Here is a 16,579-nt window from a genome sequence, read left to right as displayed (position 1 = left end):
AGGGTTAGATTAAGGCTCCCCGACCTTCGCGGGTAAGCTCAAAGGTCTGCTTGTACTGGCCTCGGCTGAGTCGATGGGTGACGCTCTTGACGTAGTAGGTGCCGCTGTTGGTGCGGCCTGCGCCGACCACGCGCACCAGCCGCCGCGCCTGCAGCACGTGGCCGTAGCGCACGGTATCGACCTCGCCGCTGGTGGTGGCTACTTCGTCAGAGTCGCTGGTGGCTGCTTGCGATCGCAACATCGCCTGAGTCAAACTCAAATTCGCCGTCCCCCTCGGCACTGTCCGCCGCAGCGGCTGTGCGACCTGGGTGGCCAGCGACGGCTGCAGACTCACAGGCACCGGAACCTGAATCCGCAGCCCCGTGGTGGGTTCCAAAATACTCACCTGGGGTTCCGTGGCCGCCAGCGCGTCAAAGCCAAAGTTCATCGGCTCATCCACGTTCGACTGCGATGCCTGGTTAATCGCCAGCGGCGGTTGGGGAGCCCCCAGACGGTTCTCCCGCCCCCAGTAGGCCGTGGTTACGCCCGGAATCGGCGTTGGCTCGATATAAAACACAAAGCTGTTGCGCTGGGCCAGTGCCCGAATGTAGCTCAGGTCGGTGCCCTGCTGGCTGGGAGTGCGCTCAAGCTCCACCGGAAAGTCCTCGGTCGAGGCGACATCCGGCACCAGTCCTAGACGGGCGTATTGCCCCAGCAGCCGCAGCACAATCAGCGAGTCTGACTGGTTAGGGTAGGTTTCACTGTGCTCCTCCAGGTCTAGCATTTGAGAAATGTCGCGGCCATAGACATGCAGCGTCGAGGCTCCCGGCTGGTTGCTGGCCATTGTTTCATGGCGCGTAATCACCCCATCGATCAGCACCTGGGGCAGCACGCCCACAGTCACCCCGATAATCACCCGGCTAGGCGGCTCCAGCAGGCCGCTGCTCAGCAGGTCGTAGTCCAGCAGCGGCGATTTAGTCAGGTTAAAGCTCAGCTTGAAGCCGTCAAAGCCCTGGTCGTTGTTCTCCACCTCGACTGCCTCCAGCGCGTCCACCAAGTCGTAAGGGACTGGCAGAGGCACCGTGGAGCCAATCATGAGCTGTAGCCGCACACCCTGGTCAAACATGGCTAACCTCCCAAAATCAGCGGAATGTCGAGTGTCCGCCCGATTTCGGCGGTCATCTCATCGGGGTGCATCGCCCGATTAGCATCGCAGACCCGCCAAAACTGCTCCGGATCGCCCAGGTACTGCGCCGTAATGTTGTCGATCCGATCGCCCTCGACCACCTTGTGCTCCGCCTGCGTTGGCGGCATCGTCTTGGGCAGAAAACGCCGCCGCAGGTAGACCACCTGCCGTCCGGCGGCGGTCGTAAGCTGGGCTGTTTCGGTCTGGGCGTAACGGCTGGTGGGGGGAAACATACACTTTGCTCCTACACAACGGCAAATAACAGGGGCAAACAACAGGGGTTAGAACAGCCTTAAAGAAACGCCTACGTTTTGCAGGCTGTTGAGTACGTTGGCCGTTGCCAGGGCTTCCTTAGCCACCTGATGCACCATGAACAGGCTGTGCCCGGCATTGGTCACCTTCAAGTCGTGGTAGCTGAGCACCTGCAAAGACAGATCGGCCTTGGCCCGAATCGGGTTGAGCATCGTGTCGTAAGCCTCTTCGGTAATGCTGAAGCTGGTCAGCCTCACCGGCACTACGCGCTGCGGTCCCCAAACAAACAGCGTCATCGGCGCTTCGGGAGGAATGATTTCGATATTGCCGATTTGGGCCAGACCAATGTTTTTGAGCACCGCACTGCTCTTGGGGTACAGCAGCATCTCCAATGCCGAGAGGGTGGGGTAAACCCCAGAAGCCACCGCCACCGGGTTCGTTTGCTCTAGCTGGTCGGTGGCATCGATCTCTACGCTGAGGCTGATGGTTTCCTTAGGCGGTCCCGAAAGCCGAAAGGCCTCGCCCCGCGCCCCTTCCTCGCCCCCCGTGGAACGCGCCTCAACCTGGCGGCTCATGGTTTCAGGGTTGTACTGAAAAATAATGACGCTGGCCAGAGGATTCATCGGATCCATGCCGATGATGGCTCCCTTGAATAGCCGTGGTGAACCCGGGAAAGAAGTCATAAGGGTTATAAGCTAAGGCGAAACAGTGGCGAGAACGGCAGCATTCTCACTTAAGGAGATGAAAGAGGTGGGAAAATCTTTTGGCTATGAGTTACCTCATAGCTCTAAGTATGGAAAAGCCTTGAAGCAAATAACAGTACCCACGCGGGTCATCTTTAAGTAGGCTGAAAGCAACGGTAGATAAATTGCGATTAACGGCGTACAGCTTCAAAACCGTTAATCGCATCCTGAGCATCTGCAGAGGTAATTTCGCCTCTATCAACTAATCTGTTGCAGGTCGCAACAAACTCATTATTGATTGCTTCTGCTTGAGCTCCTGGGCCGCTTTCTGCTTGAGACTTTTTAAGGGCTTCTTTCAAACCTAATTTCAAAAGCCCTTTAGCCGCACTAGTTAAGGTGCCTCCACCTGGAATCATACCCCAGACAGTATCGAAAATAGTACCGACTACTAGCTGCTCAAATGCCACTCTAGCATCATGAGCCTTTAGAGTTTCACGAATAACTCGGCCTGAGTTGCGTACAGTTTCCATTGCCCTTGCATGGCCAGATTCACGAGCTTGTCCACTCAAGCGATTGGCAGTCATGACCAGATCAACACCCTTATGGGCAGTTGCACTTGCGTTCATAATCATTGCCATTGCGGGTCTTCTACCGCCTTGTTCTGCGATCGCCCCTACTCCTGCAGAATCAATTACTTGGCCTCGATTAGACACATCAGAAATTAACATTCCCTGGTTTTCACTTATAAAGGTTGACAGGTCTTTTTCAGCGTAATATGTCCAAGGTCCGCCTTCTAATGCTCCGCCCCGCCATAAGTCCAAACTGCCACTCATTTCATATAAAGCCCGAAGAAATTCAAGTTTTTCAGCGTTATTAGGAGCCCGAACGATGGTATTGGTATAGGGAACATTACCCAAGTGTGAGGGTGGGGTGGTTCGGCCCACTATCGATGGATCGTTAGAAACTTCAAGGAAACCTTGAAGCCTTGCATCGTATTCATCATCATCATCCATGTTGTTGAGTACACTTTTCCATTCGTCTTTAGTCCCTGTCCATACTGTCATTACACGCTCAGTGAAAGCTGGAACCTGCCATCGTTCAGTGCCTAAATTTACCCACCTCTGAATGGGAGCTATAGGGCTAATACTCCTATGTGGAGTTGTCCTAGGAGAAGCATCTAGAGTCGGCTGTAGCTGTAAGGCTTTCAGCGCCATGTCATCAGCTTCCCTCTCCAACTGGCTGTCGTCGTTGAGGGTAATCCCTCTCATTTGCATTGTTGGGCTAACACGCCCCTGCATCTGCTGCACCACGTGCCACCCTTCATGCGCGAGATGTTTTTGCTGCCCTGGGCCAATGTGAATGTCTCGACCCTGAGCGTAGGCCAACGCATTTAGTTGAGCGGGTTCTGGCGAATTGTGGTGTACTCTTACGCCAGATAAATCCATTCCTGAAAGGTTCTCCAAGCCAGTCTTTAAAGCGTTGGGCAGAGGTGTTATCGTCCTCACGGGCGTAGTTTCCAGGCCGGTTTCCCCGCTGCCAAGATGTGGCAAGCTCAGTTCACCTAAAGAACGCATTCCATTTGATGAATGTCTGCGTTGGAGAATAGTTTTCTGTAGAACTGCCTTGGGCAAAGTAGGCTGATGGGCAGGATTGAGCACAGTATTGACAAGGGCTTGACGGGTCATGATCCAATACCTTGATAGAGGGCCTGGGCAATTTGGGTACCGAGCTGGGTGGGGTCGGGCTGTTCAGCCACTTCGATGGGGCCTGGGGTTAGGCGATGTACCGATGATCGGCTGTGCAGATAGTCGCCTAGGCCGCTTTCGGTAATCAAACGGCCTAGCTCGGTTTTAACGCTGGCCTGAAGCTGGCGCTGCTGGGCCGGGGTCAGCGTCACCCCATCCAGTACCAGACGTTCAATGTGCAGATTGATATCCATCGTTACCTCCCCAGCGCAGCGGGTTCTTGCCAGCGAAATTCGGCTTCGTTAATGGATCGCCCTAGCTTGCGAAACTCGGTGCGGGCCGCCGAGAGCACCAGGGGCATATTGACGGGGGTGCCAGCATTGGCGGCCAGAAACGCCGCGTTGAGGGCAATGCTGTGGATGTTGCCGCCGGTCAAGCTGAGGCGGGCTAGGCGGGCATAGTCTAGGGTCTCCAGGGGCACCGAGGGGGGAAAGGCTTTTTGCCACATTTCCTGACGCTGGGGTATGGCCGGGTAGGAAAAGGTAATCACAAAGCGCAGGCGACGCATAAGGGCGGCATCGAGGGAACTTTTTAGGTTGGTGGCCAGAATCGCCAGGCCCCGGTAGGCTTCGATGCGCTGGAGCAGGTAGTTGATTTCGATATTGGCGTAGCGATCGTGGCTGTCTTTGACTTCGCTGCGTTTGCCAAAGAGGGCGTCGGCCTCGTCGAAAAAGAGGATTGCGCCGCCGTCTTCGGCAGCATCGAACAACCGCCGCAGGTTCTTTTCGGTTTCGCCGATGTATTTGCTGACAACGGAGGACAGGTCAATGCGGTAGAGGTTCAGGCGTAGATCGTTGGCGATGACCTCGGCGGCCATGGTTTTGCCTGTGCCGCTGTCGCCCGCAAACAGGGCGCTGATGCCAAAGCCCCGGTTCATACGCTGGTCAAAGCCCCAGTCTTGATAGACGGTACTGCGCTGCTGCACCTGCTCGGAAATCTGGCGCAGCAGACCCATTTCTTCGGGGGGTAACACGATGTCGTCCCAGGTAGCTTTGGTGTCGAGGCGCTGGGCCAGACGGTCGAGCTGAGGACGAGTTTTGGCCAGGCAGGCTTGCCAGAGAGAATCTGGGTAAGGCTGGGGCTGCAGCAGTTCGGCTTGGGCGATTTGGTGGATTGCGATCGCACTCAAATTAAACTGCCCTGCCAAAGCGGCTTCATTGACCGTTGGCCCGAGGTGCTGCCGCCACAGCGCCGCCTGCTCTGCCGCCATGGGTCTATCGACATCCAGCACAATCACGGGCCGAGAAAGCTGGGGGCTGACATCGCGGCTGCTGAGAAACAGCAGGGTGCGGCTGCGGGCCAAAAACTGCTCTAGCGCCGTTGGGATTTGGTCCACCTCGTGGGCGTCCAGATAGAGGGTAAAGGGCAGCAGTAGGCTCTCTCGCTGCCACAGGCGCACCAAGTCTTCCAGTTCATGGATGGGGCTGGGCAGCAGGTTGACCGGCAGGCTGTAGAGCGAGAGTCCCAACTGCTGGGCCACGTGCTGGGCCACGACCTGCTTACTCAGTGGGTCAGAGCCAATGAGCTGGAGCAGCGGCGGGCGAGACAGGCTTGCTATTTGGTGTTGACCGAGCGCCGACTGCACTGTTTCGAGCTGGGAAGGAGCCAGCAAGTCGTCGCCCGATAGAGGTTCTATGGGCACCAGCAGGGTCGAGAGGCGATCATCTATATAATTCAATCCCTTGAGATAGCTGACGATGCGCTCATCGGCCCGCAGTGGGCTGGTAGTCAGGGGCTGGGCTCCGGGCTGGTTAATCTCCAGCAGCCGCCAGTAGCGCAGGGGCCGCTCTGGGGAGAGGGCTTCCCAAGCCGGATCGGCAAACAGGGCAAAGCCCAGGGCAAAGGTGGGATATGCCGCCTGGAGATTGTCCTGGGCTTGGGCACAGAGGCTGGCGATGCGGGTGTCTAGCTCCATGGCGGCGCATAGCAGCAGCAGTTCCTGCTCAAAGCCAGAGAGCCCCAGGCGCTGGCTCAGGAGCACGAGCGCCGGGGGCGGCAGATCGTAGTTTGGGGGCGGCTGCCACTGGGGTAGCATGGCGGCAGGGGGAGGATCTTCTGGAGAAGCGGCGGCGCTGATGTAGGCATACATCCGGGATCTGAGCCAGGTCAGGGCTTCGGCTAGATAGGCTTCGTTCTGCTGGTGCCAGCGGGTCAGGTCGTTCATGGTAGGGTTACCTGCTGGGTGGGGTCAAACTGGGGCGGTCGGGCTTCAAAGTCCTGCACCAGCAGGCTGTCAGCACCGTCGATGCGCAGGCGCACAAAGTAGTCGCCCGTTGGCATATCCGTCACCTGGAATACCAGGGTATTAGTGCGATCGCTGCGGGGCTGGGCCAGCAGTTCACGGTTGCCCAGCAACAGTGCCGCCCGCTGCTCTGACAGCACGCTGGGGAGGGTCTGCACGGTGAGGGTAGTGATGCCTGTGGCGGCATCGGTTGCAACACCAATGGGCGGGGTGGTGACGATCTGGGGGGCCAGCGCCACCGGGAGCGCGTTGGTCAGGCGCTGCGCGTCTTCGCCCTGCAGCTGGACGGCCACCTGCACGGTGTAAACCCCTGGCAGCCACTGGTTCTGAGGCGCATCGGCAGCGGCGGCATCTCCCGGTTCTGGCAGACGCACCTCCAGCTCTGTAGCGCTCTGGGAGAGAATTTCTGCAGTGAGCGCAGCTTCTAAGCGGGGGTGCTGGAAGCGCACTTCCAGATTGCTGCCCGCCAGTCGCGTCCCGATAATCTTGAGGGTTTCACCGAGGCGCAGACTGGGCTGACGGCGGGGCAGCTCTAGGGTGGCGAGGGTGGGTACGGGCGGAGTGAGATCGCCCTGCACCGTAATGCCCTCGTCATCACGACCCCGACGGAGTACGGGCAGCGGCGTGCGTGCGGCGCGGCGGCTCTCAATCAGCACCACCGACACCTGATAGGCGGCAGAAATGCGGTACTGGGTCTGAAAGGTGGTCCATAGCCGCGATAGCTCATCGAGCGACAGGGTGTGTGGCACAATGCGGACGCTCTCGATCTGCTGATGCAGATTGCTGCTGGGGAGTTCGGTGGCGGTGGCCAGCTCGATTTCTTCGGGGCCAAGGATGGGGTGGTCGTGCAGGGTGCCCATGGCCTGACCCAGCAAACGGTGGCTGCGGGTGTCGTCGTCGTCCTCGCCGTAGGCGGTGATCAGGTAGTGCAGGTTCAGCGCTAGGGGCGGATGGCCGCTTTCGCCAGAGCGCACCTGATCGGGCAGAGGCAGGTTGCGCCAGCTAGGGTTGATTTCGGTCTGATACAGAAAGAGGTTGATCTGGTTGCCGCTGCTGGGACCGCCGCTGCCGCTCACGGCTTTATCCGGCGGTTTGGCCGTGACCGAAGCCCCGGCTAAATCGTCGGGCAGGTTGCGGTCGATCAAGCTGCGCAGGGTGAGGGTGACGGCTGCGATCGCAAGGGCATTACTCATCGCTGACCTCCCGAATGCAAGTAGGTACTGAGGCTAGTGGCTGAAGCCGCCGGGGTGCGTGAAGGTTGGGCTTTAGCAGGGCGCGGCGGCACGGCCCGCACCTCAATCCGGCCAATGGAAATATTGACGGTGGTGCGCTCTGGCTGAGGCACGCTCTCAATTTGCGGGGTAGCCGCTGGAAGCGGCTCAACGCGCGGCTGCAGTAAGGATTGGGCGGCTCTGAGATCAGCCCTTGAAGGCGTAGCGGGTAGGACTGAAGCCGTAGGTTGGGGCGCAGTAGCGAGGTTATTTGGGGATAGAAGGGGGGGCGTTGCGTTTAAAGAGTTTTCTGCGCGAGCGCTGCTACGGCTGGGATGAGCCTCAGCAGGAGCCACCGGGGAGGCTGGTCGAATTGGGTTGAGCCAGGACGGGGCAGGCGGTAATTTTTCGAGGGGGGCGGCTTGCGATCGCACTGGGTCAACCTGGGATTTCTGCCCTCCCAAATGCTGAGATGGGGTTGCGCCGTTCACCTCCTTTAACAGCGGCAAAGCCGGATGAATTGCTTGCCCGGCTCTAGGCTTGGGCAAGGGGAGCATACGGGAGGACTCTGTTTGAGGAGACTCCGCTGGAGTAGGGCGGGGGGTTGGCTGGCCGAGACGGTCTGCGGAAGCTGAGTTGGGGCCATCGATAGGCTTTCTCAGCAGATTTTCCGCCGCTCCTAGAGAAGGTGCTGAGGGCAGCAAAGGTTCATGCAGGGAAGCTGCGAAGCGATCTGTTTTGCCAAGCGGCTGTTTGGGTAACTGTGCTTGAGGATTTGGGGGCGGCAGGGCTGAAATACCCTTTGAGGGGGGCGGAACCACAGGTTCCGTAGGCGTTGAGGATTCTCCCAAGTGGTTTTGGCGATCTTGCGGAGACGCGAAGAGCGGCCCGGCCAGAGCTGTCGCGGTTGAAGGTGGTCTGAGGGCTGCAGCATCAGAAGACAAAGGCGGCAGCGGCGCAGACGGGGCTTTGGATTGAGGCATACGGCCAACATGCTCACTTCCCCGAATCACTGCCTGCTCAATCAGCTCATCCGGGGCGGCTGCCCCTTCAAGCTCCACTGCCGCCGTTGGCGGCTCCAGCAAAGACCCCGTCTCCGGCAGCGTCAGAGCACCCAACCCCCGGGGCGCAGGCTCAAAGCGCGAGCCCAACCGGGGCTGGAGGCCAGCCGTTGGATTGAGCACGCGGGATGTGAGTTGAGTCAGATAGGTTATCATCGCTGCACCATCTCCAGGTAAAGCTGGCGGCGTTGGGGGCTCATGGCCAGAATGTCGGCCTCGCGCCAGCCGTAGGCCAGCGCTAGCCGATGCACTTCCACTAGAGTGCGCTGGGCCCAGGCGTGCAGCTCGCCCCAAACGAAGTGAACAATGTCAAAAGTCGAACTCCACTGATGGCTGCAGGCCGGACAGCTCAGGGCAATCTGCACATTAGCCTGGGGGTCGCCCTCCGCCATGGCTTTTGCGATCGCATCCACCGCTGCCTGCGGCAGCTCTGCCACTGGACAATCTGCACCCTGGTACTGCGCCTTGAGAACGCAGCCCTCCAGCAGCAGCTGTTGAGCCTCCGCTAGATCAGCGCATCCCGCAACCGCTTCTAGATCAAGGCTGTTGGGCAGGCGGAACTGCACAGCGTAGTCGTCTGCCTTTAGGGAAAAACTGTCTTGGGAGGAGAGAGGAGGGAGGAGAGAGGAGGTTTCCTCGCTTTCTGCCTTCCCTTCCAACACCCGCACATCTGCTACGCTAAAGTTTAGCTCCAGCGGCTCGCTGCATTGGGGGCAATGGCTGACGCTGGCGATGGCGGGGCCAAAGAGCTGCTCCCGCAGGCTCAGCAGCAGAGCGTCGCGGCGGCCTATGCTGAGCTGGGTGAGGGCTTCCCAGGAGTGGTAGGGGTGTGCGATCGCAAGCAGGTACATAGCTCTGCAAACTGGCGAAGCTGAGAACCCCTGCTCCCAAACCTGCAGGAGTTCGAGGGCCGTCAGGCTGTGCATGGTGTGGCCTTACTTAAAGGGTAATCAAAAGCAGCAACAGGTCGTAGGGGCAAAGCATTCGGCAGATAAATTCAGCAACAGCAGGTAACCTCCTGTCCAGATGCTTCGCCCCACCGCTAGGCAGCCGGTTCCGTGAATGTCGGTTCTGTTGGCTCGGTAACGGCGTAGTCACGCTCCCAACCCTCATGCTGCAAGGTCATCGTCTGGATGGCGATGGCATTGGCGCTGGCGTCGAGTTCGGGTAGAGCCTGATACTCGGACACCCAGCAGCGGTAGACCTTGTAGGCAATCGCGAGCTGCCCCGCCTCGTTGTACATCTCGATGATGATGTCCTTGCGAAAGTCCCGCAGTGACACCTCCGAACCCAGGCCGGATTGAAAGTTCCAGACCTTGTTAGCCCACTGCTCAAAACCGATGTCGTGGGTGACACCGCGCTCCAGGGTGATAGGTTCGTACTTGCTCTGCCCCGGCGACTTGAGCACGGTGCTGGGGTCGCCTCCTTCCCGGTGCTCCACGACTTCGGTGGTGCGCTTGAGGGCACCAACTTTGCTAATTCCAGCCACAGGCCGACCGTCCCACTTAACGCGAAACTTGAAATTCTTGTAGGGGTCGAGGCGGGTGGCGTTAACACTAAACTGAACCATGACATTACTCCTTAGGAGGCAATCTAGGTGGCAATCTGACCAGCAAGCTGTTGAATTTTGATAATGACGAACTCAGCGGGCTTGAGCGGCGCAAACCCCACCACGACGTTGACAATGCCTAGATTGATGTCGTTTTGGGTGGTAGTTTCCCTATCGCACTTAACCAAATACGCCTCCTGCGGCGTGCTGCCCTGGAACGCCCCCTGCCGGAACAGGTTCTGCATAAACGCGCCGATATTGAGCCGTAGCTGAGCCCAGAGGGGCTCGTCGTTGGGCTCAAAGACGGCCCACTGGGTGCCCCGGTAGAGGCTTTCGGCAATGAACAGGGCGGTGCGCCGCACAGGCACATACTTCCACTCCGAGGCTAGGCGGTCGTCGCCTTGGAGAGTGCGCGCCCCCCACACCACTCGCCCAGCGGCGGGCAGGGTGCGCAGGCAGTTAATGCCCAGCGGATTGAGTTCGCCGTTTTCGCCATCGGTCAAGGACACCGCCAGTTTGGGTACACCCACCAGGGTGGCATCGGTGCCCGCAGGCGCTTTCCAGACACCGCGCTGGGCATCGGTACGGGCAAAGATGCCGGCTACCGCGCCCACGGGAGAAAACAGCTCCATCTGGTTGTCCCGCAGTGGGTTGGGCTGCTCCAGCATCGGGAAGTACACCGCAGCATAATTGCTCTTGGTGCCGATGGCGTCTAGGGTTGCGATCGCGCTCGTTTTATCGCGCCACTCCAGTGGCGGGTTCACCAGGTAAAACGCCCGGTTCTCCTCGCAAAACTTGGCAGCGGCTGCCACTAGAGGCTGCACCTCATTGTCGTAGGTCTGATAGGCAAAAGGCGGAATGCAGAGGATGTTGAATAGGTCTGTTTTCTTTAGCGCGTACAGTCCTTGTTTGTTGCCCTCCATGCCCTCGCCGATGTAGCTATTGGCGGTTAGCTCTACACCGTCGGTTACGGTGGCAGCCCGCGCTGCTTTAGCCTCTAACATGTCGTCCTTAGCCTCATCCACAGCGGCCTGAGGAGCAGCGACATCAGTACCGTTGCGTTTGGCCGCTGCCAGGGCCTTTTCAGCTTCTTCCAGGGCCTCTTCTGCTGCGGTAACCTCATCAGTAACCTTCGCTGTTGGCACTGCAGGCAGACTATCCGCTGCCAATTCTCCCTGCCAGCGCACCAGCTTAGACTCCGCTGCCAGCACCTTATCGATGCGGCGGGGACTGTCTTTGAGCGAGATGTTACGGAAGGTCTCTGTTGCGCCACCCGGTGCAGCGTCGCGCACCGTCAGATTAAAGATGTCTGCGGTTTCTAAGCCCATCCGTTCAGCGATTGCAGTCGCTACGGTAGGGCTAACGGGTTCTGCTTCACCCCGCAGGTGCTGCCCCCATGTGCCCTCGTAGGCAGCTTCTAGCGTCAGGCTCCCCAAGGACAGCGCAGATTTTGGCCCAAGGGCTGCAGCCGGATCGGCTTCTTCGCCCTCCGCAGGCGCTGCCGGGGGCTGCGGGGCTTGAAACAGCCGCACAATAATGGCTCGGCTGCCGCCGTTGAGGTAAAAGTCGCGCACGGCGTAACCTAGAGTGCTCTCCTTCCAGAGGCCTCCAAAGGTACGCTCAAAATCACCATAGCTGTTGATCGTGATAGGCTCGTTGACTGGACCGCGCAAGGCCCGACCAACAAAGGCCGTAATCGAGGTGGCGACCCCTGTAATGGTGCGTACCCCACTGGGTACCTCTTCGATATAAACGCCCGGATAAGTCGGCATAATGGGCATGAGCTTTCTCCTTAGGCACAAGTTGAGAACCAATCCAGCCCCATCCCTGGGAACCTAAATAGGTGCAGCTGAAACCTGAGATAGGGGTAAGGCAATTTGTGCCAGAGATGGCAAAAAGCTTGCTCTGGCAGCTTTTACAATCGACAAAAGTCAAAGTGACAGTGGCTTTGAGCCAAGAATTCGCTCGGGAAAGGCCGCTGACAGGAAGCAGATTCTTGTTTTAAGAGATGATAAAGAAAAACTTCCCTGGGAATGTTCACAGTATGGCTAATGCTTTTGGCGGTGGCTATTACCCCTACGGGTCATTTTGATGTTCCACTTCCATGCGCATTTAGAAATCTAATCATCCATCCCCACTCATCCATCCCCACTCATACATCTGTATCCATGAATCTATATCCATAAATCCATATCTGCAATCCATACCTGAAATCTATATCTACCTATCTGTATCTAAGTATTAGGTAACCCGTTATTTCGCTAGCAAGCGGAGACGGAGTGATTCAGCTCGCTGGGTGCCCATTGCAAGTGTACAGTGCCAAATTAAATGACATCGAGACAAATTCGTGTCGTTGAACAAAACCTTCTCTATTGCAGAACTACAGAGAGGTTGCTCAGCCATCCATCGTCTAACCATCGGCACTGCCAAGCTGGCTTAAGGCGGAGAAAGCAATCCCAATTTAGCTTTGCTGCTTTAACGGCACTAATGTGTCTCCACGGCAAATAAAAAGTCACTGTACATGAGGCTTCTAACCACTACTCACAGCAGAGGAATACTAACTATGCATCTCTTTACATAGGTTCACAATGCGGTTCGTCCAGTCATTCATTTTTCTGGCGCGCTCGAACTTATACCTATGCTTTACACAGACATTTCTTAACATTTCAGAGGCCCTTAAAAGCTAGATCCAGCGGCCTTTTCCAGTCTTCAAACAATCCAGACTTATTTCAAGACAGTCAAATTAGGAGAAGTTCTGTAAGGAGTGGAATAAGAGGTGAGAAGAAGCGTGTAGAAAGGTGAATTAGGGAAATTAGGAAAGCGGAATCTGAAAAGCATTGCAGTGAAAGCTGTTGAGAGACTTTCCCTTAAAAATTAGTAACGAATCTGCAACAAATTTGGAGTGCAGACTCAGAGAGCATATTTACCTAGAACTTACACCAGTATTTATTCAAAAGAGAAAAATCGAAAAAAGAGTGGCTAGAGCGTGAATATGGATGGCAGCAGGTATTAAAAAGTGGCAATTAAGAAGAAGCAGAGAGCTAACTCCCGAAGAACTTGCCTAACTTCCGCAGGATATGAAGAGAAATAGGGCAAATAGATGTGGCAGAAAGTGAAACCAGTAGTGTCAAAGGGACTGGACTGGTGCATCTAAAAGGAGCGAAGAATGAGCTGGGTAGAAGCGGAACTGAGTGGAACGGAACTAGGCGATGCGCGGCTAACGAAACGGCTGATCGCAATGGTGCAAGCGCTGTCGACGCATTAAGGCGGAGAGCATCTTGAGTGGCCACCAACTAAGTACCGTGATGCGCTTGAGTGGCCATGAAACGGTCCTGGTGTGCCAAGACACGAGCGATCTGGTGTATACGACACTGCGCCGTACACGTGGATTAGGTCCTATCAGCGACCCATCAGGCAAAGGGATCAAAGTGCACACAGCCCTATGTGTGAGCGATGCCGGAGTGCCGTTAGGTGTGCTTCAGCAGAAGAGCTGGACCCGCGATATGCAGAGCCGTCGCCCGGGCCGACGGCGAGGAATAGAGGAAAAGGAAAGCTATCGGTGGTTGGAATGCCTGGAAGCAGTGCAGCAACAAGTGCCCGAAGCAACGAGAGTAATCACGATAGCAGACCGTGAAGGAGACATCTACGAGCTGTTTGCCCACCCCCGCCGAGCTAATTCAGAACTACTGATCCGCGCAGCGCAGAACCGCAGTACGAAAAGCGAACCAGGCGCAAGCGAGATCAAAGCCCTGTTTAAGGTGATGGAGACGATCGCGGTGTCCGGGGAGATGACGATAGCGCTGCAACGAACCCCAAGACGAGCGCCCCGCGAAGCAACCCTGAGTGTGCGATACACGCGCCTATGGCTGCAGCCGCCACAGGGGAAAGGACATCTAGGAGCGATCCCAATTTCAGTAATTATGGCCAAGGAAGAGAAGCGGCCCGAGAAAGAAGCAGCAGTAGAGTGGATGCTGCTGGCAACCCTGGCGATAGGAAGCCTAGAGGCAGCAAAAGAGAACTTGAGAAGATATGCCCTGCGCTGGCTTATAGAACGACTGCATTACATACTGAAGAGCGGCTGTGGCGTGGAAGCCTTGCAACTAAAGCGTGCAGAAGGACTGCAACGGGCGCTGGCAACGTACACGATAGTGGCATGGCGACTACTGTGGCTGAGCTACGAAGCCCGGCAGAACCGTGAGCAGACAGTAGAAGGGATATTGGAGCGCCACCAGTGGGAAGCGTTGTTCTGCCGGGTACATCGGACGACCCAACCGCCGAAAGAGGCACCGACATTAGGCCAGAGTATTGAATGGATTGCTCAGTTAGGGGGTTATTTGAACCGTAAAGGGGACGGCAATCCTGGCGTCAAGACGCTGTGGCGAGGGTTGCAACGGCTGCACGACATGGCAACAACGTGGTTTCTGTTGGAAGCTTCCCTCTCCTGTAACCCGCAAACGGGATGATAAGCAGCCTTGGAATGTAACGATAGATGCAAGTAAAGGACAAAGAAGTTCTGGGGGAGAGCTTTCTAGCAGATCGAGCTATAAGTTGACATAAAACTTTATTGACAAAATTCTAAACCCTTCTTTTTTTTAAGAGGAATCAGGTTTATGTGTGAGCGGTCGCGGCCCCGAGTAGCGGCGAGAGACGATAAGTGTATTCATTTATTTCCACTTCCATGTGTATCTAAAAATTTAATCATCCATCCCCATTCATGCATCCGTATTTACGCAACTATATCCATAAATCTATATCTGCAGTTTACACCTGCAATCTATATCTACCTAGCTGTATCCAGGTGTTAGGTAACCCGTTATTTCGCTAGCAAGCGGAGACGGAGTGATCCAGCTCGCTAGGTGCCTATTGCAAGATGAGACCGCGAAGCAGGGATAACTGAGAGTGAAGATCGCAAGTGCTCCTTGGTCAAGCAGCTTGCGGCGTCTGCTTCTTCTGAGTTCGCCTTTATCGATTTGATCCAAAAGGGAAGCAGCAAGCTCAATTGAGGTAAAGACCTGAGGAACTTGCTGCTATGGAATTTATAAAGCTGATGGTAGCGTTGTACTCAACCGGGCAATGTGGTCATCGCTGATTGGATAAAGACGAGTTAAGGCTTCCCTTAATTACTCGTAGATCTTTTGCTCAATCGAAGGATCTTTCCAAGCCGGTGGCTTCGTATTGTTTATAGAGGAGGGTTCCTCTATGGTGTTCTTTGCCGCTGAAGCTGCGCTGTTGGCCACATCTTTAGCTTTTTGAGATGTTTGATTGATGGTGTTCTTGATCGCAGGCCTTACATCATCATTAATTGTTCTTTTGGCAGAATCTGTGACGCCGCGAACGTCTGCTTCGTCAATTTTGCCTTTTACAGACTGGCTTACGCCGCGAACGTCTGCTTCGTCAATTTTGCCTTTTACAGACTGGCTTACGCCGCGAACATCTGCTTCGTCAATTTTGCCTTGAATAGATTGACTAACACCCTGGACATCCGCTTCGTTGATCTTCTGCTTTGCGGACTCAGCTAGCCCTTTGACATCGGTTTCATCAATCTTTGCTTTAACGCTATCAAGGGTATCCTCAACCTGATGGGCAACGCTTTCAGCGGCATCCTTGATTGAACCCGTCGCATTTTCTATTTGGTGGTCCATGTTAGTAGCGGCTTGATCACCAATGGCTGCACCTGCGATAGCGCCACCTACAGCGCCAATGGCTGCGCCCATTTTACCGGCGACCATTCTACCAACTGTCGCGCCTGCAACACTACCTCCGGCAGCGCCAACAGCTTTAGCTACGGTATGCTCACCGCTTTGATTTTCTTCAGTTTTCTCTGTCTGGTCAGATTGGGCAGAAGGGGAATCGGTAGTCTGGATTACAAACTTTTCATAAGGCTCTCCAGATGGATTTTGGTTACTGCTTGCGCTTGTCATGAGATAATTTTTTCCGTCTTTATTTCTACATAAAGTGTATCAACCAGGGCCAATTGATACATCGTCTCAAAGACCGGTCTTTCTAGAAGCTATTTCAGTCAATAGTTATAGGCTTTGCTATCGATTCAATCTTCTAATGCTCAGATAATGCTAATGCTCAGATAATGCTCAAACAACCATTCGCTAGCGTTACTAGTAGCTCCTGATATTGATACAGTAGGGATCCCGAAAAAATTAGGTCAAATAACCTAAAATCTTAAAGGCTAATCAGCCTGGCTGCCTGACAGAAGTGGGTCAAAGCAAGCAGTGACGATGTTTAAGAGAACGGGTAGAGCGATAGGTAAGGCTAGAGTTACCCACAACCAGGGCTAGGTCGTGACCAGAGTGGAGGATTCTTAAGCTGATTGGGGAAACCTGCTTTGTGACGCCAGAGCCCGAATCAGCAGCGAATGCGATCGCAAATCCGATTGATTACAGTGATAACGGAAGAGAACTAGTGCCCCTGCCCGTGGCGAGCGCTGTTGTAGGCGTCGTTGGAGGTGCGATCGCAAAGGTCTTTGAGGATGTTTTGCTGCGCCCCGGGGAAGACGGTCAGGAGAGCTGCGCCATCAGTTCAGCGATTACTGTCTGAACTGCCTACAGCGAATTTCACGTGAATAAGCCACAGTGAGCGAACCAAGCAATGGCATTGCTTTCTGAAATCTCCTCGGTGACAATTTGCCTCAGTGCTTGTTGCAGTGCTTGAGGTGT

The 16,579-nt window shown here is 55.7% G+C and carries 15 protein-coding genes; 3 read left to right on the top strand and 12 right to left on the bottom strand.

From position 1 onward, the window contains the following. Positions 1–4 precede the first annotated feature (4 nt). The 11 genes from H6G13_RS28185 to H6G13_RS28135 all read right to left on the bottom strand — a co-directional run bounded on the left by H6G13_RS28185 (position 5) and on the right by H6G13_RS28135 (position 11,689). Entirely contained in the window at positions 5–1,105 is a 1,101-nt protein-coding gene (locus H6G13_RS28185; RefSeq protein WP_190489129.1) for a hypothetical protein, read from the bottom strand. 2 nt (positions 1,106–1,107) lie between these two features. Next, on the bottom strand, positions 1,108–1,398 hold the full coding sequence (locus H6G13_RS28180) for a LysM domain-containing protein (protein ID WP_190489127.1): 291 nt from the start codon (positions 1,396–1,398) through the stop codon (positions 1,108–1,110). A gap of 48 nt (positions 1,399–1,446) precedes the next feature. Further along, positions 1,447–2,100 carry a hypothetical protein gene (locus H6G13_RS28175; RefSeq protein ID WP_190489125.1) on the bottom strand — a complete coding sequence of 218 codons (654 nt, stop codon included), beginning with the start codon at positions 2,098–2,100 and terminating at the stop codon, positions 1,447–1,449. A gap of 191 nt (positions 2,101–2,291) precedes the next feature. After that, on the bottom strand, positions 2,292–3,785 hold the full coding sequence (locus H6G13_RS28170; protein WP_190489123.1) for a DUF4157 domain-containing protein: 1,494 nt from the start codon (positions 3,783–3,785) through the stop codon (positions 2,292–2,294). Further along, complete coding sequence (locus H6G13_RS28165; RefSeq protein ID WP_190489121.1) at positions 3,782–4,039, bottom strand: hypothetical protein; 258 nt, start codon at positions 4,037–4,039, stop codon at positions 3,782–3,784. The genes H6G13_RS28170 and H6G13_RS28165 overlap by 4 nt, the downstream gene beginning before the upstream one ends. 2 nt (positions 4,040–4,041) lie before the next feature. Next, positions 4,042–6,009, bottom strand: coding sequence for an ATP-binding protein (locus H6G13_RS28160; RefSeq protein ID WP_190489119.1), 1,968 nt, complete (start codon positions 6,007–6,009; stop codon positions 4,042–4,044). After that, positions 6,006–7,280 carry a DUF4255 domain-containing protein gene (locus H6G13_RS28155; protein ID WP_190489116.1) on the bottom strand — a complete coding sequence of 425 codons (1,275 nt, stop codon included), beginning with the start codon at positions 7,278–7,280 and terminating at the stop codon, positions 6,006–6,008. Before H6G13_RS28155 ends, H6G13_RS28160 begins: the two co-directional genes overlap by 4 nt. Further along, entirely contained in the window at positions 7,277–8,515 is a 1,239-nt protein-coding gene (locus H6G13_RS28150; protein ID WP_190489115.1) for a hypothetical protein, read from the bottom strand. The genes H6G13_RS28155 and H6G13_RS28150 overlap by 4 nt, the downstream gene beginning before the upstream one ends. Further along, positions 8,512–9,285, bottom strand: coding sequence for a phage baseplate protein (locus H6G13_RS28145; protein WP_190489114.1), 774 nt, complete (start codon positions 9,283–9,285; stop codon positions 8,512–8,514). The genes H6G13_RS28150 and H6G13_RS28145 overlap by 4 nt, the downstream gene beginning before the upstream one ends. 116 nt (positions 9,286–9,401) lie before the next feature. Continuing rightward, positions 9,402–9,929, bottom strand: a complete 528-nt coding sequence (locus tag H6G13_RS28140; protein ID WP_190489113.1) for a phage tail protein — start codon at positions 9,927–9,929, stop codon at positions 9,402–9,404. Between the two features lie 23 nt (positions 9,930–9,952). After that, positions 9,953–11,689, bottom strand: coding sequence for a phage tail sheath subtilisin-like domain-containing protein (locus H6G13_RS28135; protein WP_190489112.1), 1,737 nt, complete (start codon positions 11,687–11,689; stop codon positions 9,953–9,955). A 1,385-nt stretch (positions 11,690–13,074) separates the two neighbouring features. Between H6G13_RS28135 and H6G13_RS28130 the strand changes: the two genes are divergently transcribed. Both H6G13_RS28130 and H6G13_RS28125 read left to right on the top strand, forming a co-directional pair. Continuing rightward, a complete protein-coding gene (locus H6G13_RS28130; protein ID WP_190489111.1) occupies positions 13,075–13,173 on the top strand; it encodes a transposase DNA-binding-containing protein in 99 nt (32 codons plus the stop codon). Positions 13,174–13,213: 40 nt separating this feature from the next. Beyond that, entirely contained in the window at positions 13,214–14,371 is a 1,158-nt protein-coding gene (locus H6G13_RS28125) for an IS4 family transposase (protein WP_242028585.1), read from the top strand. Positions 14,372–15,028: 657 nt separating this feature from the next. On the opposite strand, the gene H6G13_RS28120 is transcribed toward H6G13_RS28125, so the two are convergent. Then, positions 15,029–15,829, bottom strand: a complete 801-nt coding sequence (locus H6G13_RS28120) for a glycine zipper domain-containing protein (protein WP_190489109.1) — start codon at positions 15,827–15,829, stop codon at positions 15,029–15,031. A 421-nt stretch (positions 15,830–16,250) separates the two neighbouring features. Between H6G13_RS28120 and H6G13_RS28115 the strand changes: the two genes are divergently transcribed. After that, complete coding sequence (locus tag H6G13_RS28115) at positions 16,251–16,460, top strand: hypothetical protein (RefSeq protein ID WP_190489108.1); 210 nt, start codon at positions 16,251–16,253, stop codon at positions 16,458–16,460. Positions 16,461–16,579 lie beyond the last annotated feature (119 nt).

It is taken from the genome of Pseudanabaena sp. FACHB-2040 (assembly GCF_014696715.1).
GTDB lineage: Bacteria > Cyanobacteriota > Cyanobacteriia > Phormidesmidales > Phormidesmidaceae > JACVSF01.
This window is presented reverse-complemented; position numbering and strand designations above follow the sequence as displayed.